This window comes from Paraburkholderia oxyphila NBRC 105797 (assembly GCF_000685075.1).
In the GTDB taxonomy this organism is placed as follows: domain Bacteria; phylum Pseudomonadota; class Gammaproteobacteria; order Burkholderiales; family Burkholderiaceae; genus Paraburkholderia; species Paraburkholderia oxyphila.
Window position 1 is genome coordinate 1 of record NZ_BAYD01000140.1, and the last position, 23,781, is coordinate 23,781.

Consider the following 23,781-nt stretch of genomic DNA (forward strand, 5'->3'; position numbering starts at 1 on the left):
GCGGACGGAGGGGATCAATGGCGGGCGGCTGACCGTGTTTGCGGCGCATTCTTTTTTGTAATAGGTCATATGCATGCGAGCGGGTAAGCCGGCTTGCGGCCCGAAGATAGGCTCCACCATCTGATATTCACCCTGTGTGGCACGCGGGACCGCATCCCGTCGCTGGATGTCGACGGCAATATCCTGCGAAATTCGGGTCCCGTTCCGGGGATAGGCGGCAAGCATCGCCCGGACGGGCGTTACCAAGTCGGAGCAGGGGGCGGGCGCAACATCGTGGCCTGTATCCGGGCCTCGACGCGCCGCCACAACCGCTACTCCGCCGAGGTGCCACCGCCCATGAGCGGCCCCCGTTCGTTGCTCTTGCATTATGTATCAATTGAAATATAATGGCACGACATCAAAAGATAGGAAACGTGGGGAACAAATCATGGCGCGGCCACGGGAGTTCAATGAAGAGCAGGTGCTCGAAGCGGCAGGTGATGCTTTCTGGGCGAGGGGGTATGAGGGCACGACAACGCGGGATCTGGTGAGGGTTACGGGCTTGACGCAGCCGAGCTTGTACAACGCGTTCGGCGATAAACGGGGGTTGTTTCTCCGTGCGTTCAAGCATTACGTCGACCATAACCTGTGGCAGAGAATTGAGCGGCTCGAGTCGACGCTGACGCCGGCTGCGGCGATTACGGCGTTTTTCGGCGACATCATCGAGCGTTCGCTCTCGGATCCTCTGCGGCGTGGCTGCATGCTCGTCAATTCGGCGCTGGAGGCGACCTCGGACGACGAGGAACTCCGGAAGGCTGTGGCAAGCGAACTGACGCAGTTGAGGGAGTTCTTTTTACGCTGCATGAAAGCCGGTTGTGAGAGTGGCGAGATTCCGGTCACGGTATCGGCTGAGGATGCGGCCACGCAGTTGCTTGCGATTCTTCTCGGCATGCGCGTGCTGGCGCGCGTGAATCCAAAACGCCCGCTGCTGAAAGGTTCGGTGGCGCCTGCACTGGCGCTGCTTGGTTTGCCTTCGCTGCGGGGCCGTACGTAGGCGGCGCATCGATCGAATCGGGTCGCTGAAGGCGGCAAGCTGGCGCTGACCAGCCGGGTTAGTAGAGAGACGTCCGTGCAGGATGTTCGTGGAACAAGTGACAAGGAGACTGCCTGACCCGTTCGAATCCACCGCGACCGGCGCGACGCTGGGCGTGACAGATAGCGAGGGGTTGTATCGCAAGATGTTCTTCGCGAGTTATTTTGTCTGCGAAGTGCCGAGCAACTTGCTACTGCAGAAGATCAGCGCAGGCGTGACAATCGCGCCTCGCTCGAAGGCCCGCAGCGGGTGGCAGTTGGGCTCGCAGCGCTCCGATGGCTGCAGGACGCGCCGTAAAGCGCGCGCTGGCGATCGCCGGCCGAACGCAGTGTCGTCGCGGGACGGTTGCCATACGCGTCCGGACGCGATGTGCGGGCCTTCGCACAAGCGATGCGCGACCCGAACGTCTACGCGATTGCGATCGCGTGGTTCACGATCAGTTGCGGAATTTACACAGTATTGTCCTGGATGCCGATAATGCTACGCTCCGCGGGCGTCGCCAGCGTTGCGCGGATCGGCTTGTGATCAGTTATTCCGTACTGTGCGGCCATGATCGGGATGGTGCTGCTATCCCGCCACTCCGACCGCATGCATAGACTCCGCTGGCATGTGGCCGGCTGCGCGCTGCCCGGAGCGGCGGCACTCGCGCTCGAGTCGGTCGCCGGGCAGAACCGCGGGCTCGTCGTGTTCGCGCTCACTGTGGCGACGATCACCGTGTTTTCGCCGATGCCGACCTGTTATCGATCCCCGATGGCCCCTCTGGTACCAAAGGCCGCGCCGGGCGCGATTGCGCTGATCAACTGCATCGGATTGACCGGCGGGTTCGTTAGCCCGACGCTGGTCGGCTGGGTGAAGACCGCCACCGGTAACCTGAACAATGGACTCTGCGTGATCACAGGCCCGCTTATCGTAGGCTCGCTGATCGTTGCAAAGGGAATTCGTATCGACGCGAACTGCCTCGTTTGAGCAGCTACCCGCGAATTCAAATCCACCGGAAGAATGTATTCGGGATCTGATCCATCATGGTCTCGTCTATGGAAACGCGGATTTTCATCCTGATTCAAATTAGCGCCAGGGGAGCTCAATTATCGTGGCAGCGTAAGCAGGACTGACAGAACTGGATCATCACCGTTGTTCGGAGCGTGGCTTTGAGCGGTGGAACAAACACGTTGGCCCAGTTCGGTAGATTTGCCGCCTCTGCCGTTGGACTGCGGTGCACAAAGTCACTCGGGTCAAACCCGGCGTGGTGCGCCTTTGCAGACTGGAATCCGTCGCATAGGAATCGATTCCCCCTCTTGACGACACTCACGGTCCTCTATAGAGTTTATGTATCGATTGATACATAACGTATGAGGCATGTCCGGCCGGTCGTCTCATGGCGTCAAGCTGCATCCACTTGGGCGAAAATGAAAGCGTCAGGACTACTGTCAATAGCAGGGGAGCAGCCTGTGGGCGAGTCGCGTGATGCAGGCGATGTAGGTGAGGTAGGTGAGGTCTGCCCTGACTTCGTGGGAATCCATCGGCCTGATGTCGCGGCCGGTCGTCGGATGTTGATTGCAACCTGCGTGACCTTGGTTACGCGCAAAATTGAGGAGTTCACATGTCAGCCTATTTCTTTGTGCGTGGGACCATTCACGATCTGAACGCATTCCAGGAATACAAGAAGCGTTCGCCGGACGTTCTTGAGAAATTTGGGGGGCGTCACATTGCGCGTGGCGGACGGACTATTATCTTCGAGGGCGAGCAGGATCGACCTCATGTTGTTATTGCAGAATTTCCGGATTTTGAGACTGCTGAACGATGCTACCGCTCAGAGGAGTATCAAGCGATCATTCCCTTCCGTTTAGGCTGTGCAACGCTTGAGTTTATTCTGGTGGACGGGATTTCTTCCTCTCCTGAGGCTGCGCAATCGACCGGGGCCTCGGAGTAAGCAAGTGTGAGCCGCACGTCGCCGGTAGCAGATGATTTCAGTGTACGTAGTTATGCGCATGCCGGCGCAGCACACAAGACGGTTCTCTCCGATTGCCAGCGTGCTCACTCGCGTGCGGGCGGGGCATTAGCGTCTTTTTGGCAACAAGACGCAGGGCGCGGTACACGCTCAATGCATTGCATGTCGAACTGGGTCGGCAGTCGATGGCCTTGGCGGGTTGAAAACCTAAGCGCTCAGCCCGTTGCAAGGTAGCCCGACGCTCGCCCTGTCAGCAGAAATCCCGAGCGTATTACATAGTGTTCGCCGGCGCGACGAGGGCATGGAACCTGGGGCGCGCCCACGGAGCGCGTCCTCGTTGTCGCTTCGATGAAAACTCCCTGACGAAAACTCGAAACGGCGCGCCGCGCCTCGTCGAAGTTGGCTCGCGTCTAGCATATATTCTCGCGCGGCATAGCTCTTATTCCTGGCCTGTGGTTTAACTCGTGGCGTGAGTTATTTTTTCCCATGCGACCCACTCGGGCCGCTGGGATGGCGGTATCCCCGGTTCCTCGATGACTGAACCATGCGTGCGGCGCCTCGTAGAACTCCCCGAGCGGCAACGGACAATTGGACAACCCTCTTCACATTTCGTATCGACCGATATACAATTGTTTTGTGGCGATTGATATGAAATAGCTTTGACAATCTCAATGGAGTCGATCATGTCCCAGCGTACATTCCTTGTGACCGGTGCTACCAAAGGTATCGGGCGCGCGCTTTCCAATCGTCTTGCCGCAGCAGGCCATCACGTGGTTGGCCTCGCGCGTCGCACCGATGATCCTGCGTTTCCAGGCACGCTCGTTTCGGTCGACCTCAGTGATCGCAACGCAACGGACCGCGCCCTGAAGGAACTCACCACGCGCTTTGCGTTTGATGGTGTCGTCAATAACATGGGTTTCGTGCGCTTGGCACCTCTGGACGAGATTAACCTCGACGATCTGGAGATGACACTCCGCACCAATTTGATACCCGCCGTGCAAACCGTTCAGGCGGTTCTGCCGAATATGCGTAAACAGGGTTGGGGGCGCGTGGTCAACCTGTCTAGTCTTGTAGTGCTCGGCGTCGCGCATCGATCCACCTACGCAGCCGCGAAGAGCGCGATGGTGAGCTTCACGCGAACTTGGGCACTGGAATTGGCAGAGGCCGGGATCACCGTCAACTCGGTTGCGCCCGGCCCCGTAGAAACCGAAATGTTTCGCGAGAACACGCCTGTGGGAAGCGAGGCGGAACAGCGCTTCCTCTCGCTGATTCCGATGCGGCGACTCGGTAAGCCAGATGAACTGGCGGCAACAATCGCGTTTCTGCTGTCAGACGATGCCGGGTTCATGACCGGTCAGACGCTGTTTGTTGACGGCGGTGGCTCGATAGGCAAGGCCTTGTCGTGAGTGTGCTGGGCGCCGTGGTCGCGCCGGGTTGCCGCGCTCGAGTTATATGGCGGATGCCAGAAAATGATTCTGTGTCAAGCAGTATGAAGCTTTGCGGAGTAAGCGATGGCGCGGCCACGTGAGTTCAATGAAGATCAGGTGCTCGAAGCGGCAGGAGATGCTTTCCGAACGAAGGGGTATGAGGGCACGACGGCACCCGCCTTGGCGAGGATCGCCGGCTTTGCGCAGCGGAGCTTGTACAAAATGCTCGGAAATAGACGGGGATTGTTTCTCCGTGCGTTCAAGGATTACGTCGACCATAACCTGCGGCGGAGAATCGCGCGGCTCGAATCGACACAGGCACCGAGCGCGGCGATTACAGCTTTTTTTTGTGACGCGATCGAACGCCTGCACTCAGATCCCTTACAGCGTAGCTGCATGCTCATCAATTCGGCGGTGGGCGCGATGTCGGACGATGTGGAGTTCCGGAAAGCTGCGGCAAGTGAACTTACGCAGTTGAGGGCGTTTTTTCTACGCTGCATGGCTGCGGCTTGCCAGAGTGGCGAGATTCCCATCACGGTATCGCCTGAGGAGGCGGCCACGCAATTGCTTGTTATTTTTCTCGATCTGCGCGTGTTGGCGTGTGTGAATCCACGACGCCCCTTGCTGAGAGGCATGGTGACACACGCCCTGGCGTTGCTCGGTCTGCCTTCACTGTTGGGCCGTCAATGAGGTGGAGGCATTGATTGAATTTGCTCGTTGGCGCTGCGTCCGTAGTCTTCGTGTCGCTTTGAAGCCAATGCATGGCATGCCGTGAGCGCGCGAGATCGCCTTGTCCATGGGCAACGCGTGATTCAAAGTGCGCGAATCGTTTATCAAGGGGAAGTTGAATGAAGCTTGCGCGATTTGGTGAAGTAGGGTCAGAAAAGCCCGGGATTGTGGATGACAACGGGCGGTTGCGGGATCTATCCGCCTATGTGGACGATATCTCGTCGACATGGTTGTCGGATGAGAGGCTCTCGTTGATTCGGTCGATTGATGTGAACAGTCTGCCACTTGTTGGTTCCGATATGCGCCTCGCGACACCGGTCGCCAACGTGCGTCGCATCATCTGCATCGGCCTGAATTACCGCGACCACGCAGCGGAAACGGGGCTTCCGATTCCGGCGGAGCCCATAGTGTTTTTGAAGACGTGTCATCCGAGCGGACCGAATGACGATGTCGTATTGCCTCGAGACTCGTCGAAGACCGATTGGGAGGTCGAACTGGCGGTGGTGATTGGCAAGGGTGGTACGTACGTCAACCAGCAGAATGCGCTTTCTTACGTTGCTGGCTACTGTCTGTTCAACGATGTATCGGAGCGCGAATACCAGCTGGAGCGAGGTGGTCAGTGGGCAAAGGGTAAGAACTTTCCCGGTTTCGCACCAATGGGGCCATGGCTGGTGACGCGCGACGAAGTGAAGGATCCGTCGGCGCTTCGTCTTTGGCTGGATGTCAATGGCAAGCGCTATCAGAACGGAACGACCGCCAATCTGATCTTTGGTGTGCCTGAGCTGGTCAGCTATGTTTCGGAATTCTTTGCGCTGGAGCCTGGCGATGTGATCGCGACAGGAACCCCTGCGGGCGTGGGCCTTGGGCAAAAGCCTGACCCCGTCTTTCTAAAGGCGGGCGATACGGTAGAACTGGGCATTGACGGCTTCGGCACGCAGACGCAGCGCGTTGTAGCCTGGAGCGACGAGACGTCATTTCGCCTGGCGAAAAAATAGCATGCTTCCGAAAGGCATCATTCGATTCGCGAAAAATAAGGATTGCGAATTGGGTGTCTGGGGTGATGGGGCAACCCGCATGCTTGCCCCGTAAGCTATCAGTTTCAAAGCCGGACGTCTTCTGTTCGGCGAATCACGTCACTCGGAGGAGAGACAATGGGCTCAACGATTACTGAGAAAATCATCGCGCGTGCTGCGGGTCTGGCTTCGGTAGCGGCAGGCGATGAAGTCATGGTCAAACCGGACTTCGTTCTTGCATATGACTTCCCCGGCTACACGAACGTCTACTTCAAGCAACTGAAACAAGATTTGGGAATCCAACGGATCGCCGAGCCAGATCGTTTCGGTATCTTCATCGATCACATGGTCCCGGTCACGACGGAAGACGAAGAAGCGTTCCACATCGAGACCCGGACGTGGACATCCGAAAATAATGTCGAGCTGTTCGAAAGAAAGGGTATCGGACATCAGGTTGCTGCCGAGGTTGGCTATGGCGTCCCGGGGGCATTGGTCGTTCACTTCGATCCACATATCAGCCAATTGGGGACCTTTGGGACGTTGGCGCTCGGCATCCACCGAAACATGCTCGAAGCCTATTCACAGGAGCGTATTTCGCTTCGTGTACCGCATACAGTTCGCATCGATCTCAAAGGTACCCTCCGTCCCGGCGTGATGGCGCGAGACGTTTTCCATCACATCGTGAGGCAGGTCGGCTCGGGTGGCTGCCACTTCAAGGTCATGGAGTTGGCGGGGCCAGGACTCGATGCGCTTTCTACCGAGGGACTTCAGACCATCACCGGTCTCGCGATGTTCACCGGTGCTATTTCTGCGATTGTCAATCCGAACCCGGAAAGACTCGATTACGCGCTTCCAAGAGCGAAGAAGCAGATCGAGCCGGTTTATAGTGATCCCGATGCCCACTACTCGGACATCCACGAGATCGATCTGAGCGTCATCGAGCCCGTGGTAGTGGTGCCTCCCAGTCCCGCCAATACGCGCGATCTGCAAGAGTTTGTCGGCCTGCCCGTGAATGTGGGGTATCTGGGGTCATGTGCGTCGGGCCGTCTCGAAGATCTTAGAGCAGCTGCCAAGGTTTTGCGCGGTCGTCGTGTCGCAGACGGATTCAGCTTGTACGTCGTTCCGACCTCCCAGCAAATCATGGCGGAAGCGTCGCGGGAAGGCATTATTGCTTCGCTCGTGGAAGCCGGCGCCTTTGTGTCGTCATCTTCTTGCGACTATTGTTACGGTCGTATCGGGATAATGGCTGCCGGGCAACGCGCCGTTTCGACTGGCACGCTCAACGTTCCCGGTCGGATGGGCAGTACAGAGGCGGAAATTTTCCTCTGCAACGCAGCAGTAGTGGCAGCCACTGCGATCGAGGGCCGTATTGCGGATCCCCGCAAATACCTGTGAGAACGAACATGAACCTGACGAACCTTCATGGCCGCGTTGCCTTCGTGTTTCCCGACGACGACTACGACGTTGACCTGATTGTCGGCGTAAAAAACATTCGCGTTCAGGATCGGCAAAAGCTCCGGGAAATCGTGATGCAGTCCATCGATCCGAACTTCGTTTCCAGCGTCCAACCGGGCGATATTCTGATCGGTGGTCGCAACTTCGGTTATGGTCATCCGCACTATCCGCCGATGACGGCAATGCGAGACCTGGGAATATCGTGCGTGATTGCGGAGTCGTTTGCGCCGGGCTACTTGTGGGGCGAAATGGCGGAAGGCTTTCCGCAGATCACCTGTCCTGGCATTCTCGAGATGGTCAAACGGTGGGATGAGATCGAGGTTGTATGGAGCGAAAACATCGTCCGCAACCAGTCCACGAATCGCTCGTTGCCATTTGAACCACTTAGCCGTTCAGAACGGTTGATTCTCGGTGCCGGCGGCCTGGTCAAATACCTTCAGTCCCTTTCGCCCGAGCGCTCGGCATAGCAGTTCAGCAGGCGGGGCAGCGCGCGCCCTGAAGCGCTTCGGATCGAGTCGAGTGGCACCATCGAGGTCGGCTGCGTCAGTCGATGAGGCAAGCGGTTCGTTGATGGGTATCCCGGACACAAAGCGTCGAGCTGGTTCGCATGGGGGCCGTGTCGTCGGGTATGGATTGCTTTCCGTCATCCCGCGAGAATAGCTCGCCTCGGTGAAAGTGCCTAAGGCAATCCAATGGAAACGCGAGTCGCAAATAAGAACTCCCGATAGGGGAGTTGATAGGGGCGGTCGACCGGAAGCGGATCTGGGCACCCCTTATTTGTGTTAATGGAGACAAAATGGAATCGCTTTCCGGAATGACGCGAATCGAGTCGGTGATCGATAGCAGGCCGCTTACCGCCTATCATATCGTGATCTTTATGTTGTGCTTCGTCGTTATGATGGCCGACGGGTACGACACGGCTTCGATTGGGCTCGTTGTCCCATCGATCGTGGCAGATTGGGGAGTCGCCCGGGCTAGCCTTGGACCCGTAGTGAGCGCTGCGCTGGTGGGGTTTGGAGTTGGTGCGCTCTTCGCTGGTCCATTGGCTGACCGGACCGGGAGAAGGAAGGTCTTTACGCTCTCGATCGTCTGCTTCGGTTTGGCGAGCGCCATGTCTGCATCTTCTAACTCGATTGGCATGATGACGGTGTTGCGCCTGGTTACCGGATTGGGATTAGGGGCCGCAATGCCGAATGCGGTCATAATGGTTGCCGAGTACGCGCCGGTGCGGGTCAGAGCCTTCGCTGTCAACGCCGTGGCTGCAGGTTTCGCGGTCGGTCTCGCCACGGGCGGGGCGATGGCCGCGTGGTTGATTCCGAACTTCGGGTGGCGCTCGGTATTGGCCGTTGGCGGAATTTGGCCACTCGTCATGGCGCTGGTCGTTTGGGCGGTGTTACCCGAGTCGCCCAAATTCCTCGCCGTCAAAGGGGGGCGGGACGCGGAGATCGCGCGCATTTTGAGTCGCCTGTCCAGGGGCGAGTTGTTCGAAGGGGTTCGCTTTCTCGGGCATGAGCATGGTGAGGACGCGTCTGGAAACGGGAGGCATAGCGCGTCGATAGGCCTTGTGATTTCGGCTCATTATCGGTTCCGGACCTTGATGCTATGGCTTATTTACTTTCTGGCGTTGCTTGTCTTCTATCTGCTCACGAACTGGCTCCCGACGCTTTTTCGGGACGCAGGCTTCTCAGTTTCGGCCAGCGCTCTGATGACCTCGCTCTTTCCCTTGGGGGGAGCGATCGGCAACTTGATCATGGGGCGCCTCATGGATCGCTACGACGGAAATCGGACGATTTCGCTGGCGTGGCTGGTTTCCGCCGCATTGCTATTGCTGGTTGGCCTCCCCGAAGGAGGCGCGAAGGTGTTGGGAATCGCGACGTTCGTTACAGGTGCGGTGGTGACCGGCGCGGTTTCGGCGATGACTGCGTACGCAGCGAGCATTTACCCCACGGAGGGTCGGGCAACCGGCGTAGCGTGGATGCTTGGCATTGGGCGTATTGGCGGCGTCGCGGGTGCATTCGCGGGCGCGGTGCTAACGGGGATGGGCCTAAAGTTTGCCACGATCCTGGCACTGCTGGCTGTACCCGCACTATCCGCCTCAATCCTGCTCCGGTTCCTTGCATGGCGTGGCGGACATCTTGTAATCGATGACGGGAGTGCGGACATCGCTACGCTCCACTAATAACTTCTTCGGAAGCCTTGCGGAGTGATAGGCGGCTAGCTCAGGGTGCGATGGGCTGCCCGACTATCTCGTGGAGCTCTACAAGAACGTCTTCAGGAATGATCTCCCGACCTTCAATGACGACCCCGATTGGACGTTGCCGATGCCCGCACGCTATGTAATCGCCCAGGATGGGACGATCGTGTATGCCGAGGTCAATCCAGACTACACGCAGAGACCTGAACCGGCCGATCTGATTCCGGCTATTCGGAAAGCAGCCAACGTGACCGCCTGAGTGTTCGAGAAACCGTACGGGGCGGGCGCGCGAGCAGGAATTCACTGGGTCATTACGGGTGCAAATTTGTCTCGTGTAAAACAGGACAAGCCGGCGCGAGCCAGCGACCGGGTGACTTGAAGTCGCTATGCGCGCTCGGGTGCATTTCGAAAAAGTGACTGTCTGGCCGCGTTCAGAGGCCTGATCCTGATGGCCGGGGCCTCGCCGACCTTGAGGCTGCCAACCACAGCTTCAACAAGCACATACCCCTCAGCCGAAGACTGGAGAGTTAGGTCTCGAAACAGAGCATGTCCCGGTTATCCGGTCGGGGAGTTGGCGTGGTCGGTTCCGACGCCCAGTGACGCATCGCCCCGCTGAATCGATTGGACAGCGTCGACGAGCGTGTCGACGTAGTCGTCCGAAGCATGCCACTTTGCGAGTGACGCCTTGAGCGTGAAAAGGTAGTCAGCATTGGTGCCGACCGGACCCACCGCGGTCGCAATAAACGGCGCAACAGCAAGCACGGAGACATCCCGATCATAGAAAGGATGTTCCGGCTTGGCGACGAAAATCAAGGCAGTAGTGTGGCTTCCGTCTTCCAGGGTCACGCTGGACCAGGTCGGACGGTACGCGCCCGTTGCCATCTCGCGGATCCAAAGGAGGCGTAGTTCTTCGTCGAGCGAGACAGCGGGCAGGCGCAACGCCACCCCGTGCGTCACGCCCCCGGGTTCCAGAGACAGCATCCTGCCGGGCGTGAGTGGGCTCGCACGTCCAACGGTGGTGCGTATGCAGAAGCTGCGATGCCATCCATGCAAAGTCGCGCGCCTGCATGCTTCGTACCGGCACACAGGGTTCCAGATCAATGACCCATAGCCGAAGAGCCAAAGATCCCCGGTATCGGGACGTAGACACATCGTCTCCTGCAAGGATTGCTCGATTTGGTCCGGACTCCAGCGGATGTGCGCCGGCAGATCCTTAAAGTTCTCAAGGTAGCGACCTGAGCTGATCATCGTTCGGTTCAACATGAAGCTTTCTCGCTTTCGCCTCGTCGGCCTTGGGCGGATGGGACCGCTGCGACGTTGCCTGACTTTGATTTCTCTCTATTGCTGGATGAGCGTCGTGACGAGCCCTGTCGCTCTCACCCGGCAGCCCGCGCACAGATCGTCTCGTACCGGCGCAAGACGGCTGGGGAATCACTTTGAAAGTGCCTGGACGTCAATCATCTCAACCTCCCTGAAAAATGAACCACCCAAATTCCGCTGTTCGGGCTGGGATGGCACTGGCTCGTCGCTTTACCGGAGATGATGCTCGAAGGCGGGGGGCACACGGTAGGGAGGTATGGCGAATGGTACCTATTCCAGAGAGGCATAGTGGCTTGGACAGGAGGGAGTATGCGGTAGCTCCGACGAGATTCCTCAACAGACTGTCGGCCCCCAGGTAGCCAGGACAGAGCGGTAGATCGAACTGGCGAGACAATGGACTTCATGCTCAGGGCGAAACGCGATGTGGCCGCCGCCAAAGCCTTTTTCAGCAAGGCGATCAAACATCAGGGCCAGCCGCCGGAGACGATCACGCTCGATGGGTATGCCGCCTCACACCGGGCCGTGCGGGAGATGAAGGCCGTGCATCGCATTCGCGAGGGCGAGTTTGACCTCTCCGCGCTCGGGCTCAGGGGTGCCACTTCGTCCGCCGTCTGGAATGCTGTCATCTTCAATTGATAAGGTATCCATATTTATCGAAACATCTCGGATAGGCCAACAATCGCGGGACGATGAATCAAGCTTTGGCATACGGTCAACCCGTGGCGCCCGGTGCAGGCACCACGGCGTTCATGGTTGGCAATGCGGCATCGATTCTGGATGGCGGAACCCGGCCGAAGCCGGGTCCGTTTGCGGCTTGATCGGGCCAGCGAGCGCGGCGTGCTCGTTATCGCCGTAAAGGAATGGCATGCGCTCCTGACAAGACGACGCTACCAGGAGGTTTCGGCCTGAACGACTCGACGATATCGACGGGATAGCTCCGCTCATATCCCAGTGCGAAACGAAGACGAAGAAGTTACCCTCGGCGAAGCCTTGAAATTCGCGGTGCTTCTTACCACGTCGACGGTAGTTGTCGGAAGGCGTCGGCATGCTGCATGCGCCGTAATGTTTGCAGATCATGCCGCAGCCGAGTAATGCATTTTGAATGTCCGCCCGTCGCTCGAATCGAATACTCAGACGACGGAAGCAATGCACGACGCATGCGTGCGCGTGCCGACTCATCGAACCATTCCGTGTCGCTGCCATGGGGCGGTATGCGCCGCGCAAGGTGGGTGGGACTGCCCTGGTCGTGAAGGTTGCGCTGTCATCGCGGGCGCAGCCGCGCCGCCGGTCGACGATCTCGCGGGGGATTCGGCGTAGAGGCTTCGGGGCATTCAAAAACCGGAGGCCTTTCTCGTCTTTTTCATGCACCGTTCGAACTGTGGATGATCGGACGGTGCTTACGGCGAGAGAGCGCGGCCTCCTGTACATCGTGTCTCTCAGGACGCTGTAATCCCGTCAGCTTGTGGAGGTACGCCATGCATGTTCCCCACCTGCCAGTTCTCGCAGGTCCCCCTTTGTGCATTATTTGTCAGCAAGGCATCAATGCTATCCCCGCCACCCCAGATGATCGAATGCTTACGCTCTCGACTTGCGGCCATAAGTACCACCAAGGGTGCATTGCTGACTGGGTGACGCAGGGCCACGGCGCTAATCGAGGTAACTGCCCACTCTGTCACACACAGTTATTCGCAGGCTTTTTGGTGCATTGCTTTGAGTATCGTGCGATTCCTGCCGATTATCTGTTGCATGCGCGCGTCAACGCCACAGATTCGACCCAACTGCGTATTCGGGTGGGACGACTGCCTGCTGGCGGTGGTGGCGGTGGTGGCGGTGGTGGCGGTGGTGGCGGTGGTGGCGGTGGTGGCGGTGGTGGCGGTGGTGGTGGCGGCGGCGGCGGTGGTGGTGGTGGTGGCGGCGGTGGTGGTGGCGGCGGTGGTGGTGGCGGTGGTGGCGTCGCGGGACTCCCCCCACCTCAATATGGTGACTACGACTATGACCCGGGCGTCTTCTTTGGTCTTGGGCCAATGGATCCCTAAGGCGGAGTGCGCTCTGCTCCGTGTGGTCACGAAACCGTATCTTAAACAAGGCGCGCGCAAGGGGCTGCCGAGCCGCTGGCGCTCGCCCCGGGGAGTCTCCCTTAAGGGCAGGTCACGCGGGGAGGCAATCCCGAATGATAGGCATCGGTGTTTGCCAACCAATATCGGGATCGGGCTCTTGCCGTTCATCCACGAGCTCACGGTCTTGGAGGTATAGCCGGCGTATCAGCGAACGTCGCCTGGTGGTTTTGTACAAGCAACTGCCCCAAGGTATCAATCGACATGTGGACCTTGCTACCGCGATTGCGTTTGTAGCCGTCGTAACCCGCGCGAGGTCCGCTCTCGCAGGTCGACTGCAGGGTGCGCCCGTCAAGAATGACGGCGCTGGGTTGACCACGGCGATACTGCGCGACCCGGATGATCGAACGCAGGTCGTTCACCATGGCCTCGAAACAACCCGCCCTAATCCAGCGTTGCGTCTGCTGATAGACCAGTTCCCACGGTGGAAAGTCGTTTGGCAACAAACGCCACGGCGCACCCGAGCGGACGATCCACCGCAGTGCGTTGAACATCTCGCGCAGTTCGTAGCGGCGCTGCGGCGCGTCTTTGTTCATCAAGGTCAGATACGGAGCGGCGAAGTACCACTCTTCATCCGACACATCCGTTGGGTATGGCCTGCTTTTTTCATCCTGCCAGGATATCTGGTCCGATACAAAGTTCCTAACACCTTCCAGCCCGCAGTCAAAGGGGCCTGGAGTGATTTCGACCGGCCCACGCAGGCGTTCGGATTGAGTGCGCCTTCGTGCAGATTGTGAATGTTCCTATTTTGCTCTCGGGTGAATTTAACGTAATAGAATTTAGAAACGGGGCCACACCCCATGTTGTCGTAGTGGCCACACGATGATGTCCGGGCTACATGGAAATGTCCGACTTGAGTTCATCATAAGCTTGCCAGCCCGCTGGAGGTCCGGCTTCGGGAGCTTCGATGGCAGCAGCAATAGAACGGATAACGGTGACAATGCGCGAGCTTTCACCGTTCGCGGTGGGCCATCAGGACCTTCAGAGGTCGCTTTTGGTGCGCTTATCGGCACGTCGGCGCGAAATCTCTTCCAGATTCAGATATATGAAAAAACATATGGAAGATATGAATTTATCATTTTACGCGGCATACCTCCATGGCGTCTAATTGGCTCCGTCACATCGACGCGTAAAGCCAGGGCGCGACGCCCACGGCTGAAAAAGACAGGAGACAACGATGTCAGCAACTTCGCTGCGCAAGCGCCAGCTCGCGCCCGCGGACGTATCGCGCGCCGGCGCTCCAGCCGGCCTGGCGCCGTCCCCGACTCATCGTCTGCGCCGTCGCATGCGCGACGCCGAACACTGTCCCGCACGTTAAACCGGCGCGCGTTCCAGGACCTCTCAGCGCCGCGCAGAACCGGCTGCGCCAAGCGCACAGCCAGACCACGCCTCCGATTCCCGAATATCCCTGACGCGGCGCGCCTGCAGGGCGCGCCGCCCGGGCAGGGGCATGTGCGCGCACGGGGCGCGACCGCCACAACGAAGTGGCCGTCAGGGCGAGCGTACTGGAGGACTCGCCAATGGGCGCCGCATGGCCTCGACGTACCACCACAGCTAGCTCGCAGCGCAATGCTTGAAGCGGTGCGCACGACGCGCAACCGTAATCTGAGGAGACACCCATGGCAATCTCACGTACCGTCGACGTGACGGCTTTCATCGATCGGCATCGCGTCTCGCGGTTTCAGATGCTGATCGTCACGCTATGCTTCATGATCGTTGCAATTGATGGCTTCGATACCGCCGCGATCGGTTTCATCGCACCCGTGCTGCACTTGCAGTGGCAACTGCAGCCCACGCAGCTCGCACCATTGTTCGGCGTGGGACTGGCAGGGCTGATGGTCGGTGCGCTCGTTTTCGGCCCATTTGGCGATCGGGTGGGACGCAAGCGTCTATTGCTCGTTTGCGTGTGCGCATTCGGGTTGGCGAGTGTGATGTCGGCGTTCGCGCCGTCGATCGGCGTGCTGATCGCGCTGCGCTTTCTGACCGGTCTCGGCCTTGGCGGCGCGATGCCGAACGCGATCACGCTCACCTCGGAGTACTGCCCGTCGGCGCGCCGCTCGTTTCTCGTCACGACGATGTTCTGCGGCTTCACGATCGGCTCCGCGCTCGGTGGATTCGCAGCAGCCGCGCTCATCGAGCATTACGGCTGGCGCTCGGTGCTGTTCGTGGGTGGCATTGTACCGATCGCACTTGTGCCGCTCCTCGCGTGGCGGCTGCCAGAATCGGTGCGCTATCTCGCAAGCCGCGGCGAACATCGCGAGCGCATCGAACGCACGCTCGCGCGCATCGCCCCCGATGCCGACCTCGCAGACGCGACGTTCACGACGTCCGGTGCGAAAGCGGCCGGTTCGCCGGTGGGTCAACTGTTCCGTCCCGAACTGCTGCGCGGCACGCTGCTTATGTGGCTGGCCTTCTTCATGAGCCTGCTCGTGATCTACCTGCTGTCGAGCTGGCTGCCAACGCTGCTGCGAACGACCGGGGCCTCACTGCGCACGGCGGCGCTCGTCACGGCGATGTTCCAGGTTGGCGGCACGCTCGGCGCGATCGTGCTTGGCTGGCTCATGGACCGGCTCAACCCCTGCTATGTGCTCGGTGCGAGCTACGCGGCGGCCGGTGTGTTCACGGCCGCCATTGGCTCACTCGCAGCCACGCCCTGGCTCGCAGCGCTCGCTGTATTCCTCGCCGGCTTTTGCATATCTGGCTCGCAGGTCGGCGCCAATGCGCTCACCGCGGCGTTCTATCCGACCGATTGCCGCGCAACGGGCGTGAGCTGGGCCAACGGAGTCGGCCGGCTGGGCTCGGTGGTCGGCTCGGTCGCGGGCGGCGCGATGCTCTCGATGGGGCTGACGTTGCCGTCGGTCTTCGTGATCGTCGGCGTGCCTGCGGTCGTTGCGGGTGTCGCGATGATGGCACTCGGACGCTGGCGCACGCAGGGGCCCATTGCGCCGCAAGACGAATTGCTGTTGAGCGGGGAATGAACGCGGCGCGCGCCGCACGAAGTGACCAAAATAAAACGACGAACGCACGAGCGACGTCCAATGAAAAAGATCATCGCCGCGACCTTCGCGGCGTCATTCGGCATGGCCGCGAGCAGTGCGGCCTATGCAGTTTTGGGCGTCAGTACACGATGACGTTCTGGGCGCTCCAGGATTCGGATCTGCTCGGACCGGATATCTACGGCGGCATGGGCACATTCGACAACTACGTGCCCAACGCACGCGGCGACAATACCGTCGCATGGAAAGGCAAGTGGCACGGCGTAACGGCGGGTGCGACCTGGTCGTTTGGCCGCGACGCCGCCGGCACCGGCAACTCGCCAGGCCAGGGCACCTGTGCAGGGCAAATACCGGGCGACTCGGGGGCATGCCGTCAGTGCCCGCACCGCACGGTGTGAGGCGGGATAACCGTCGAGCGTGACGGTCTAGGGCGGCTTGCCTTGATGCATGATCGCCTTGCTGAAAAAGGCTTTGGCCGCCTTAGGGGCGAACCATGAACGGACGTGAGCTGATCACGGCAAGCGAGCGGTGCCGAGCTTGCGTTGAGCCTCCATGGCGCGCCGGTGGACCTCGGCTTCAGGTTCGTCATATTCGCGGGCAATGCGCGAGTACGCGAAGGCGGAGTGTTGACCTTATCGCGCCGCAGAAGGCACCTCAAGCAGCAGATGACGCATAAACGAGCGCAGCAGATGCGGCGCATATGCGTAGCTCACGATTGTGCGCGCACGTCTGGATGGACGAGCAGTTCTCCGAGCGTGCCGATCGCCTTGTCGATGCGAGGTGACCACGGATGGCCGTAATTCAGCCGGATGCAATTCTCGAAAGCGTGAGACGCGGAAAAGAGCGGGCCCGGTGCCACGCTGATGCCTCGCTCGATGGCGAGACGGTGCAGCGCCATGGCGTTGATGGGCTCGCGGAACGTGAGCCAGAGAAAATAGCCGCCTTCAGGGCGCGTGTATTGCGTGCCTTCAGGCAGCCAGCGGCGGATCGCTTCGATCATCGCGTCGCGCTGGTGCTGCATGGCGAGGCGGATCTTCTTCAGGTGGCGCTCATAGCCGCCGTGTTCCAGATAATCGGCAATGCCGGCCTGCACGGGGATGCTCGCCGAGATGGTCGTCATGAGCTTGAGGCGCTGCACGCGCGCGGCGAAACGCCCCGCGCTCGCCCAGCCGACGCGGTAGCCCGGCGCGAGGTTCTTCGAAAACGAACCGCAGTGCATGACGAGGCCGCGCCGGTCGAAGGCCATGGCCGGCGGCGGGTAGTTCGGCGCGTAGTGCAGCTCGCCGTACACGTCGTCTTCGATCAACGGGACGTCGTGCTTCGCAAGCAGTTCGACGAGCGCCGCTTTCTTTGCCGCCGATAGCGTGACGCCGGTCGGGTTCTGGAAATTCGTCATGAACCAGCAGGCGCGCACGGGGTGCCTGTCGAGCGCCTCGGCGAGCGCGTCGAGGTCGAGGCCCGTTACGGTATCGACGGGAATCTCGACGGCGCGCAGGCCTAGCCGCTCGATCGCCTGAAGGGCGGCGTAGAAGCCCGGCGATTCGACGGCAACGATGTCGCCGGGCTGGGTGACCGCCATCAGGCAAAGATTGAGCGCTTCGAGCGCGCCGTTGGTGACGATGATATCCTCGGCCGGCTGCGAAATGCCCACGCGCATGTAACGCAGCGCGATCTGCCGTCTAAGGCTCTCGTTGCCCGGCGGCAGATCGACCACCGTGCTCCACGGACTCACGCTGCGCGCGGCCTGGCCGAGCGATTTCGCAAGACGTGAGAGCGGAAAAAGCAGGGGCGAAGGGAAGGCGGAGCCGAGTGGCACGATGCCTGGGCGCTTGGCGGCGTCGAGCACCGAGAAAACGAGTTCGCTGATATCGACGGTGGCCAATTCACCGGCCGGCGCGTGCGACGTCGCCCGCGAAGGTTTGGCGGGCGGAGCGACGTAGTAGCCCGAGCGCTCCTCGGCGCGCACGAGGCCCCACTGTTCGAGCAGATAGTAAGCGCGCGTCGCGGTGGACTGGCTCACGCCGTGCTGGGCAATGATCTGCCGCAGCGACGGCATGCGCGAGCCGGGCGCGAGGTTGCCGGAGCGAATCTCGGTGGCCATGGTTTGCGCCAGGAGCTCGTAGCGTGTCATGCGCTTGCGCTCGTTGAAATGATGTTGTTGGGGGTGTACGCAGCAATCCGGTTCGATTTTCGTATCTCTGGCCGGAATTGAGAAGCAATCTGCGGCGATGATTTTTGCGTCGTCTGCTTCTGTACGGCGACTGCGTAGGGGCGGATCATTGCAGCCAGCGCGCATCGAAGTCCGGGGCTGTTCTCCCGGGGTGCGCCGGGATTACTGCGCGAGTGCCTGGATCATCACCTAAACCCGCAGAGCTTGCGGCTCTTATTGCCTGTAGCGTGGCAAGCATTGGGCCCCGGCACGCGAGTGTCGGGGCATCTTGTCGTGTCTGCACGCAAGCCACACGGGCTGCATCCGTCAAATCGTCCGCAACTGCTGCTTTTCCCGTTCATAAGGAAGTTTGAACATGACGCCATGTTATCGAGTGAAACGGAGGAAATGATGGAACTCATCCGCATGGTACGCATCGTTCTGTGGAGCTTCTTCGGCGTGCGCAAAAGTGCGGCCCACGAGGCCGACTTCGCCAATGTGAACTTCAGCTGGCTGCCGTTCGTAGCAGTTGGACTGGCTGTCCTCATCGGCGCGTGCATTCTGGGCGTAGTGTTGCTGGTCGCGCACTCCACGGGAACCGCACAAGGGTTCTGAACATAGGCGCCTGGCCAGGCTTGTGGCTTGTTCGGGATGTCGAAACGGTCTGCATGCATGTATCAGGCTTGCCCGATGGGCGATCGCCAAAGCACGCCCGCGTCTCGACATGCACGCGCAGCGTACCTTTGATGGCGCCCACGCGCCGATTGCCCTTGCGGGGAGCTCATCGACGCCAAACCAGTTCCTTTCCCGACTGGGGGCACCCGTTCTGACGTGCACGACCGGAGAGCGGCTGTTTGGACGTGGTGTTGCCGTAAGCGACGAGATGGTCCGCCGCATGCAGGGCAGCAGCCTGCAACTGCGAGATGTTTAGCGTGCGTTGGCCCCGGCACCTTTTTCGATCAACACCTCGTTGACCACGTCGAGGAAAGCCTGCACAAGCCGCGCGGCCTTTCGCTCCGCAAGGCAGGCCACATGTGCATGAGTCGTCACCTTGTCGCCCCGGATCGTCAGCTTGCGCAGTCGCGAGTCCTCGACGTGTTCGCGCTCCGACACCGCCGCGATCCCGAGCCCCAGTATGACCGCTTCACGCACGGCCTCGCGGCTGCCCACTTCCAGTGAAAAATTCGGCTCGATGCCGTGCCGATGCAGTGCGTCCTCCAGGGCCTTGCGGGTGGTGGAGCCCGGCTCGCGCATGATCATCGGCTCGCCGCGCAGCTCTTCCAGACGGATGCTGCGCCCGCGCGCCAGCCGATGCGTCGCCGGAACGATGATGACCAGCGGGTGCTGCCGATAGGGCACGTAATGAAGCAGAGGGTTGGCGCCGTATTGCGCCAGCACCGCGACGTCCGTTTCATACGACAACAGGCCGCGCACGGTTTCCTCGGAGTTTCCGAGCCGGATCGACACTCGCAATCCCGGGTAGCGAAGATGAAACGCCGCCACGATTTCCATGGCATGTAGCGGCCCGACCGCGCCCACGCGGATGATCCCGGTGCTCAGACCCGCCGATTCCTCCAGAAAATCGATGGCCTCCTGTTCATTGACGAACATCCGCTGGGCAATCGCGAACAGGGTTTCCCCGGCCGCGCTCAACATGATCCGCCGGCCGCTGCGGTGGAACAACTCCACCCCGTAACGCTCTTCGAGATCCCGCACCTGGGTCGTGACAGTCGGCTGGCTGACGTGCAGCGCCCGCGCTGCAGCCGTCACGCTGCCGTGCTTGCCGACGGCGTAGAACGAACGCAATTGAGTGAGTCGCATAGATTGGCTCAATACATTGAAAGAAATATTTGTATTTTTACTATACATCGATGTTTCCCATAATTCATCCGTAACGAACACCCACCAAACAAGGGGAGACGATGAACGGTGTTTTCTGGAATCCTGTAGAGGTCAATTTCGGCCCCGGTTGTATCGAGCGGCTGCCCGAGATTCTCAACGGCCGCCACGCGGTTGTCGTGACGTTCGCCGAGGCGGCTCAGCTCGGCCTCGTACAACGTGTGCGTGCGCTGTGCGGTGACAGCGTGGTCGCGGTGATCGACGATGTGCAGCCGAATCCTGACGTCACCCATCTCGCCGGGTTGTACGGCGACTTCTGGCACAGGCACGAGGACTGCCCAGTGGTCGTCGCAATCGGCGGCGGCAGCGTGCTCGACACGGCCAAGGCGCTGATGGTCGGCACGGAAAGTAATGAGTTTGAGGAACTCCTGGACTTGCTCGACACGGGTAAGCCGTTCACCCCCCCGCGCGTAAAGACGCTGATCACGGTGCCGACTACCGCGGGCACCGGCAGCGAAGTCACGCCGTGGGCGACGATCTGGGACCGCACGATCAAGCAGCGCAAGTATTCGCTGCAGCTTCCGCAGACGTGGCCAGACGCCGCGATTGTCGATCCGGATCTCACGCTGTCCTTACCGCAATCGGTCACCGTGCAAAGCGGTCTCGATGCACTGTCGCACGCGCTCGAAGCCATCTGGAACGTCAACGCGAATCCGATTTCCGACGAATTCGCCGTGTCCGCCGCGCGCGACATGCTGGCCACACTGCCGGCGCTCGTCGCGAATCTGCAGGACCGGACACTGCGCGAGCAGGCCTCGCTCGCAGCGCTCAAAGCCGGGCTCGCGTTCTCGAACACGAAGACCGCACTGGCTCATTCCATTTCATATGAGATGACGATCCATCACGGCTTACCTCATGGAGTCGCCTGTTCATTCACGCTGCCCATGGTGCTGGATCTCGCGCTCGGAAAAAGCGCTGCGCGCGATGCCGTGCTCGCGAAAGTCTTTCCTTGCCCGCTGACCGATGCGCGTGACTACCTGACCGGGTTTCTCGAAGCGCTTGGCGTGCGTACCTCGTTTTCAAGCTACGGCGTAAGCGCCGAGGAATCGGACCGGATGATCGCACACGCATTGAGCGGTCCGCGCGGACGCAATTTCATCGCTGCAGCGGTCTGACGTTCCGGCAGCAGCGAGACAACGGGAGCAGCATCACCGCACGGTGAGTGAGGAGGAGAAGATTCGTCCGGTTTGGCGCCGGCATATCTCGCAGCACAACACAAGCCGCATGAACGGCAAGTGCCGGGCCGCGGACGTCAAGCGATGTCATGGGCCCGGCAACTATCAGGAGACAAGCAATGGAAGCAGTGGAAATTGCAGGAGGCGGCGCGGCAAGCGTCGACACCAGGTCTGTGAAGTCAGTTGCCCTGGCGAGTCTGATCGGCACAACCGTCGAGTGGTACGATTTTTTCCTCTACGGCACGATTACCGGGCTCGTATTCGACAAGCTTTTCTTCCCGACGGGGAACGCTTTCGTCTCCACCATGCTGGCCTATACGGTGTATGCGGTCGGCTTTGTCACCCGGCCGCTGGGTGGAGTGATCTTCGGCCATTTCGGTGACCGCTTCGGGCGCAAGCCGTTGCTGGTGCTCACGCTTTCCATCATGGGCGTGTCCACGTTTCTGATCGGCGTGCTGCCCACGTACGCGTCGATCGGCATCTGGGCGCCGGCCTGTCTGCTGCTCTTGCGGCTGCTCCAGGGTATTGGGCTCGGCGGCGAATGGGGCGGTGCGGTGCTGATGGCCTTCGAGTACGCGCCACGCAAACAGCGCGGCCTGTACGCATCCTATCCGCAGATCGGGCTCGCAATCGGCCTGTGCCTGAGTAGCGGCGTCGTGGCTGCGCTCACCACCTGGCTGACGCCCGAGGCCTTCCTGCAATGGGGCTGGCGCGCCGCCTTCATGGCCAGCATCCTGCTCGTTGCCGTAGGCATGTTTATCCGCTTGCGCGTCGTCGAAACGCCCGCGTTTGCGAAGATCCGCGACACGCATGCGGTCGCCAAAGTACCGGCGAGCGAGGTGTTCGCCGACTACCGCGGCAATGTCCTCCTGGGCTGGGGCGCTCGCTATATCGACGGGGTGATTTTCAACATCTATGCGGTGTTCGCGCTGAGCTACCTGATCGGCATCCAGCACTACGCGAAGTCGGCGATCCTCGCGGCCGTCACGCTTGCCGCTTTGGTGCTGATGTTCATGATTCCGCTCGCGTCGCGCCTGTCGGACCGTTTTGGGCGGCGCAAGGTGTTCGGCTGGGGTGCGCTGGCCTGCGGCATGAGCGCATGGCCGGCCTTTGCGGTCTTTCACTACTCGACCAGTCTCATTGCCGTGACGGCCACCATTGTGATCACGCTCGGTGTGATCTATGCGTTCGTCTACGGCCCCGAGGCCGCGCTGTTCTGCGAACTGTTCGATACGCGAGTGCGCTATAGCGGCATCTCGATCGTATACCAGGTGTCCGGCATCGTCTCCAGTTCAATTACGCCGCTCATCGCCACGTCGCTTCTGCACTACGGCGATCTGCAGCCATGGTGGATCGCGCTTTATATCACATGCGTAGGATTACTTAGCGCGGGTTGTACCTATTTAATCCGACGCATGTTCTGAAGATCACAGCCCCCCAGGAGAGCTCTACATGAACCCAGCATCAACCATAGCCGTGAACGGCCGCGAATACCGGCTTCCCGACGCGCCCGTCGTCGTGATCTGCCTCGACGGCTCGGAGCCGGCCTATATCGAGGAAGCCATCAAGGCCGGGCGCGCCCCGAACCTCGCGAAGATGCTGCACACGGGCATGAACCGCATCGCCCAGTGCGTGATTCCGAGCTTCACGAACCCGAACAACCTCTCGATCCTCACGGGCCGTCCGCCCAGGGTGCACGGCATCGCGGGCAACTACTTCTACGACCGCACGAGCGGCGAGGAAGTGATGATGAACGACGCGCGCTTCCTGCGTGCGCCCACGATTTTCGCGGCATTTCACGACGCGGGCGCCAAGGTGGCCGTGGTCACCGCGAAGGACAAGCTGCGCACGCTGCTGGGCAAGGGGCTCGATTTTGCGAGCGGCCGCGCGATCGCCTTCTCCGCCGAAAAGGCCGACCAGGCCACGCGTGCGGCCAACGGCATCGACGACGTGCTCGCGTTCGTCGGCAAGCCGCTGCCCGATGTCTACTCGGCCGATCTCTCCGAGTTCGTGTTCGCCGCGGGCGTGAAGCTGCTCGATACCTTCCGTCCCGACCTGATGTATCTGTCGACGACCGACTACGTGCAGCACAAGGCCGCGCCGGGCTCGCCGAAGGCCAACGACTTCTACGCGATGTTCGACCACTACGTGGGCCAGCTCGACGCGGCAGGCTGCGTGCTCGCGATCACGGCCGACCACGGCATGAACGTCAAGCACCGCGCGAACGGCGAACCCGACGTGCTGTATCTGCAGGACCTGTTCGACGAGTGGACCGGCAAGGGCAACGCCC

At 60.5% G+C, this 23,781-nt stretch carries 20 protein-coding genes and 5 pseudogenes; 19 read left to right on the forward strand and 6 right to left on the reverse strand.

The window, feature by feature from the left end; translation table 11 throughout:
• Window positions 1-225: hypothetical protein (locus BO1_RS60830; protein ID WP_218002865.1), on the reverse strand; the 225-nt coding region annotated here is incomplete at its 3' end.
• A gap of 202 nt (window positions 226-427) precedes the next feature.
• Between BO1_RS60830 and BO1_RS43400 the strand changes: the two genes are divergently transcribed.
• From BO1_RS43400 to BO1_RS43450, 10 genes and pseudogenes are all read left to right on the forward strand, one after another.
• Complete coding sequence (locus BO1_RS43400; protein WP_028222921.1) at window positions 428-1,033, forward strand: TetR/AcrR family transcriptional regulator; 606 nt, start codon at window positions 428-430, stop codon at window positions 1,031-1,033.
• A gap of 588 nt (window positions 1,034-1,621) precedes the next feature.
• Entirely contained in the window at window positions 1,622-2,038 is a 417-nt protein-coding gene (locus tag BO1_RS56730; RefSeq protein ID WP_156992737.1) for an MFS transporter, read from the forward strand.
• 634 nt (window positions 2,039-2,672) lie between these two features.
• Window positions 2,673-3,002, forward strand: coding sequence for a DUF1330 domain-containing protein (locus tag BO1_RS55250; RefSeq protein ID WP_043288847.1), 330 nt, complete (start codon window positions 2,673-2,675; stop codon window positions 3,000-3,002).
• A 701-nt stretch (window positions 3,003-3,703) separates the two neighbouring features.
• Window positions 3,704-4,426: an SDR family oxidoreductase gene (locus BO1_RS43420; RefSeq protein WP_028222923.1), complete on the forward strand. Its 723-nt coding sequence runs from the start codon at window positions 3,704-3,706 to the stop codon at window positions 4,424-4,426.
• Window positions 4,427-4,531: 105 nt separating this feature from the next.
• Window positions 4,532-5,137 carry a TetR/AcrR family transcriptional regulator gene (locus tag BO1_RS43425; RefSeq protein ID WP_028222924.1) on the forward strand — a complete coding sequence of 202 codons (606 nt, stop codon included), beginning with the start codon at window positions 4,532-4,534 and terminating at the stop codon, window positions 5,135-5,137.
• A gap of 158 nt (window positions 5,138-5,295) precedes the next feature.
• Window positions 5,296-6,171 carry a fumarylacetoacetate hydrolase family protein gene (locus BO1_RS43430; protein WP_028222925.1) on the forward strand — a complete coding sequence of 292 codons (876 nt, stop codon included), beginning with the start codon at window positions 5,296-5,298 and terminating at the stop codon, window positions 6,169-6,171.
• A 156-nt stretch (window positions 6,172-6,327) separates the two neighbouring features.
• Window positions 6,328-7,584, forward strand: a complete 1,257-nt coding sequence (locus BO1_RS43435; RefSeq protein ID WP_028222926.1) for a 3-isopropylmalate dehydratase large subunit — start codon at window positions 6,328-6,330, stop codon at window positions 7,582-7,584.
• Between the two features lie 8 nt (window positions 7,585-7,592).
• On the forward strand, window positions 7,593-8,111 hold the full coding sequence (locus BO1_RS43440) for a 3-isopropylmalate dehydratase small subunit (RefSeq protein ID WP_028222927.1): 519 nt from the start codon (window positions 7,593-7,595) through the stop codon (window positions 8,109-8,111).
• Between the two features lie 329 nt (window positions 8,112-8,440).
• A complete protein-coding gene (locus tag BO1_RS55255) occupies window positions 8,441-9,823 on the forward strand; it encodes an MFS transporter (protein ID WP_043288848.1) in 1,383 nt (460 codons plus the stop codon).
• 55 nt (window positions 9,824-9,878) lie between these two features.
• Window positions 9,879-10,097, forward strand: a pseudogene (locus BO1_RS43450) (peroxiredoxin-like family protein); the annotation flags it as partial.
• Between the two features lie 296 nt (window positions 10,098-10,393).
• Here the strand turns inward: BO1_RS43450 and BO1_RS55260 are convergent.
• A complete protein-coding gene (locus tag BO1_RS55260; protein WP_043288850.1) occupies window positions 10,394-11,101 on the reverse strand; it encodes a gamma-glutamylcyclotransferase in 708 nt (235 codons plus the stop codon).
• Between the two features lie 423 nt (window positions 11,102-11,524).
• Here BO1_RS55260 and BO1_RS55265 point away from each other — a divergent pair.
• Window positions 11,525-11,794 (forward strand): annotated as a pseudogene (locus BO1_RS55265) (DDE-type integrase/transposase/recombinase); the annotation flags it as partial.
• A gap of 111 nt (window positions 11,795-11,905) precedes the next feature.
• On the opposite strand, the gene BO1_RS59880 reads toward BO1_RS55265, so the two are convergent.
• Window positions 11,906-12,337 (reverse strand): hypothetical protein, encoded by a 432-nt coding sequence (locus BO1_RS59880; protein WP_156992739.1) that lies wholly within the window; start codon window positions 12,335-12,337, stop codon window positions 11,906-11,908.
• Between the two features lie 296 nt (window positions 12,338-12,633).
• Here BO1_RS59880 and BO1_RS62210 point away from each other — a divergent pair.
• Both BO1_RS62210 and BO1_RS61605 read left to right on the forward strand, forming a co-directional pair.
• Window positions 12,634-12,819 (forward strand): annotated as a pseudogene (locus tag BO1_RS62210) (hypothetical protein); the annotation flags it as partial.
• Between the two features lie 49 nt (window positions 12,820-12,868).
• Window positions 12,869-13,411 carry a hypothetical protein gene (locus BO1_RS61605; protein WP_245644070.1) on the forward strand — a complete coding sequence of 181 codons (543 nt, stop codon included), beginning with the start codon at window positions 12,869-12,871 and terminating at the stop codon, window positions 13,409-13,411.
• Window positions 13,412-13,448: 37 nt separating this feature from the next.
• Here the strand turns inward: BO1_RS61605 and BO1_RS55275 are convergent.
• Window positions 13,449-13,895, reverse strand: a pseudogene (locus BO1_RS55275) (transposase); the annotation flags it as partial.
• A gap of 996 nt (window positions 13,896-14,891) precedes the next feature.
• Between BO1_RS55275 and BO1_RS43475 the strand changes: the two are divergent.
• Window positions 14,892-16,250, forward strand: a complete 1,359-nt coding sequence (locus BO1_RS43475) for an MFS transporter (protein WP_028222930.1) — start codon at window positions 14,892-14,894, stop codon at window positions 16,248-16,250.
• Window positions 16,251-16,369: 119 nt separating this feature from the next.
• A pseudogene (locus BO1_RS43480) lies at window positions 16,370-16,642 on the forward strand (porin); the annotation flags it as partial.
• Window positions 16,643-16,977: 335 nt separating this feature from the next.
• On the opposite strand, the gene BO1_RS43490 reads toward BO1_RS43480, so the two are convergent.
• Window positions 16,978-18,399 (reverse strand): aminotransferase-like domain-containing protein, encoded by a 1,422-nt coding sequence (locus BO1_RS43490; RefSeq protein ID WP_028222932.1) that lies wholly within the window; start codon window positions 18,397-18,399, stop codon window positions 16,978-16,980.
• Window positions 18,400-18,828: 429 nt separating this feature from the next.
• Between BO1_RS43490 and BO1_RS43495 the strand changes: the two genes are divergently transcribed.
• Entirely contained in the window at window positions 18,829-19,032 is a 204-nt protein-coding gene (locus BO1_RS43495) for a DUF2970 domain-containing protein (protein ID WP_028222933.1), read from the forward strand.
• 312 nt (window positions 19,033-19,344) lie between these two features.
• On the opposite strand, the gene BO1_RS43500 is transcribed toward BO1_RS43495, so the two are convergent.
• Window positions 19,345-20,238, reverse strand: a complete 894-nt coding sequence (locus tag BO1_RS43500) for a LysR substrate-binding domain-containing protein (RefSeq protein WP_028222934.1) — start codon at window positions 20,236-20,238, stop codon at window positions 19,345-19,347.
• 101 nt (window positions 20,239-20,339) lie between these two features.
• Between BO1_RS43500 and psrA the strand changes: the two genes are divergently transcribed.
• From psrA to BO1_RS43515, 3 genes are all read left to right on the forward strand, one after another.
• Window positions 20,340-21,431, forward strand: a complete 1,092-nt coding sequence (gene psrA, locus BO1_RS43505) for an iron-containing alcohol dehydrogenase PsrA (protein ID WP_028222935.1) — start codon at window positions 20,340-20,342, stop codon at window positions 21,429-21,431.
• A gap of 179 nt (window positions 21,432-21,610) precedes the next feature.
• Window positions 21,611-22,915 carry an MFS transporter gene (locus BO1_RS43510; RefSeq protein WP_028222936.1) on the forward strand — a complete coding sequence of 435 codons (1,305 nt, stop codon included), beginning with the start codon at window positions 21,611-21,613 and terminating at the stop codon, window positions 22,913-22,915.
• A gap of 28 nt (window positions 22,916-22,943) precedes the next feature.
• Window positions 22,944-23,781: alkaline phosphatase family protein (locus tag BO1_RS43515; protein ID WP_028222937.1), on the forward strand; the 838-nt coding region annotated here is incomplete at its 3' end.

What these genes read in the sequence shown, in the direction of transcription:
- BO1_RS43400 (WP_028222921.1), top strand. Translation starts at nt 428, where the DNA reads ATGGCGCGGCCACGGGAGTTCAATGAAGAGCAGGTGCTCGAAGCGGCA.
- BO1_RS56730 (WP_156992737.1), top strand. Translation starts at nt 1,622, where the DNA reads ATGATCGGGATGGTGCTGCTATCCCGCCACTCCGACCGCATGCATAGA.
- BO1_RS55250 (WP_043288847.1), top strand. Translation starts at nt 2,673, where the DNA reads ATGTCAGCCTATTTCTTTGTGCGTGGGACCATTCACGATCTGAACGCA.
- BO1_RS43420 (WP_028222923.1), top strand. Translation starts at nt 3,704, where the DNA reads ATGTCCCAGCGTACATTCCTTGTGACCGGTGCTACCAAAGGTATCGGG.
- BO1_RS43425 (WP_028222924.1), top strand. Translation starts at nt 4,532, where the DNA reads ATGGCGCGGCCACGTGAGTTCAATGAAGATCAGGTGCTCGAAGCGGCA.
- BO1_RS43430 (WP_028222925.1), top strand. Translation starts at nt 5,296, where the DNA reads ATGAAGCTTGCGCGATTTGGTGAAGTAGGGTCAGAAAAGCCCGGGATT.
- BO1_RS43435 (WP_028222926.1), top strand. Translation starts at nt 6,328, where the DNA reads ATGGGCTCAACGATTACTGAGAAAATCATCGCGCGTGCTGCGGGTCTG.
- BO1_RS43440 (WP_028222927.1), top strand. Translation starts at nt 7,593, where the DNA reads ATGAACCTGACGAACCTTCATGGCCGCGTTGCCTTCGTGTTTCCCGAC.
- BO1_RS55255 (WP_043288848.1), top strand. Translation starts at nt 8,441, where the DNA reads ATGGAATCGCTTTCCGGAATGACGCGAATCGAGTCGGTGATCGATAGC.
- BO1_RS55260 (WP_043288850.1), bottom strand. Translation starts at nt 11,101, where the DNA reads ATGTTGAACCGAACGATGATCAGCTCAGGTCGCTACCTTGAGAACTTT.
- BO1_RS59880 (WP_156992739.1), bottom strand. Translation starts at nt 12,337, where the DNA reads ATGAGTCGGCACGCGCACGCATGCGTCGTGCATTGCTTCCGTCGTCTG.
- BO1_RS43475 (WP_028222930.1), top strand. Translation starts at nt 14,892, where the DNA reads ATGGCAATCTCACGTACCGTCGACGTGACGGCTTTCATCGATCGGCAT.
- BO1_RS43490 (WP_028222932.1), bottom strand. Translation starts at nt 18,399, where the DNA reads ATGACACGCTACGAGCTCCTGGCGCAAACCATGGCCACCGAGATTCGC.
- BO1_RS43495 (WP_028222933.1), top strand. Translation starts at nt 18,829, where the DNA reads ATGGAACTCATCCGCATGGTACGCATCGTTCTGTGGAGCTTCTTCGGC.
- BO1_RS43500 (WP_028222934.1), bottom strand. Translation starts at nt 20,238, where the DNA reads ATGCGACTCACTCAATTGCGTTCGTTCTACGCCGTCGGCAAGCACGGC.
- psrA (WP_028222935.1), top strand. Translation starts at nt 20,340, where the DNA reads ATGAACGGTGTTTTCTGGAATCCTGTAGAGGTCAATTTCGGCCCCGGT.
- BO1_RS43510 (WP_028222936.1), top strand. Translation starts at nt 21,611, where the DNA reads ATGGAAGCAGTGGAAATTGCAGGAGGCGGCGCGGCAAGCGTCGACACC.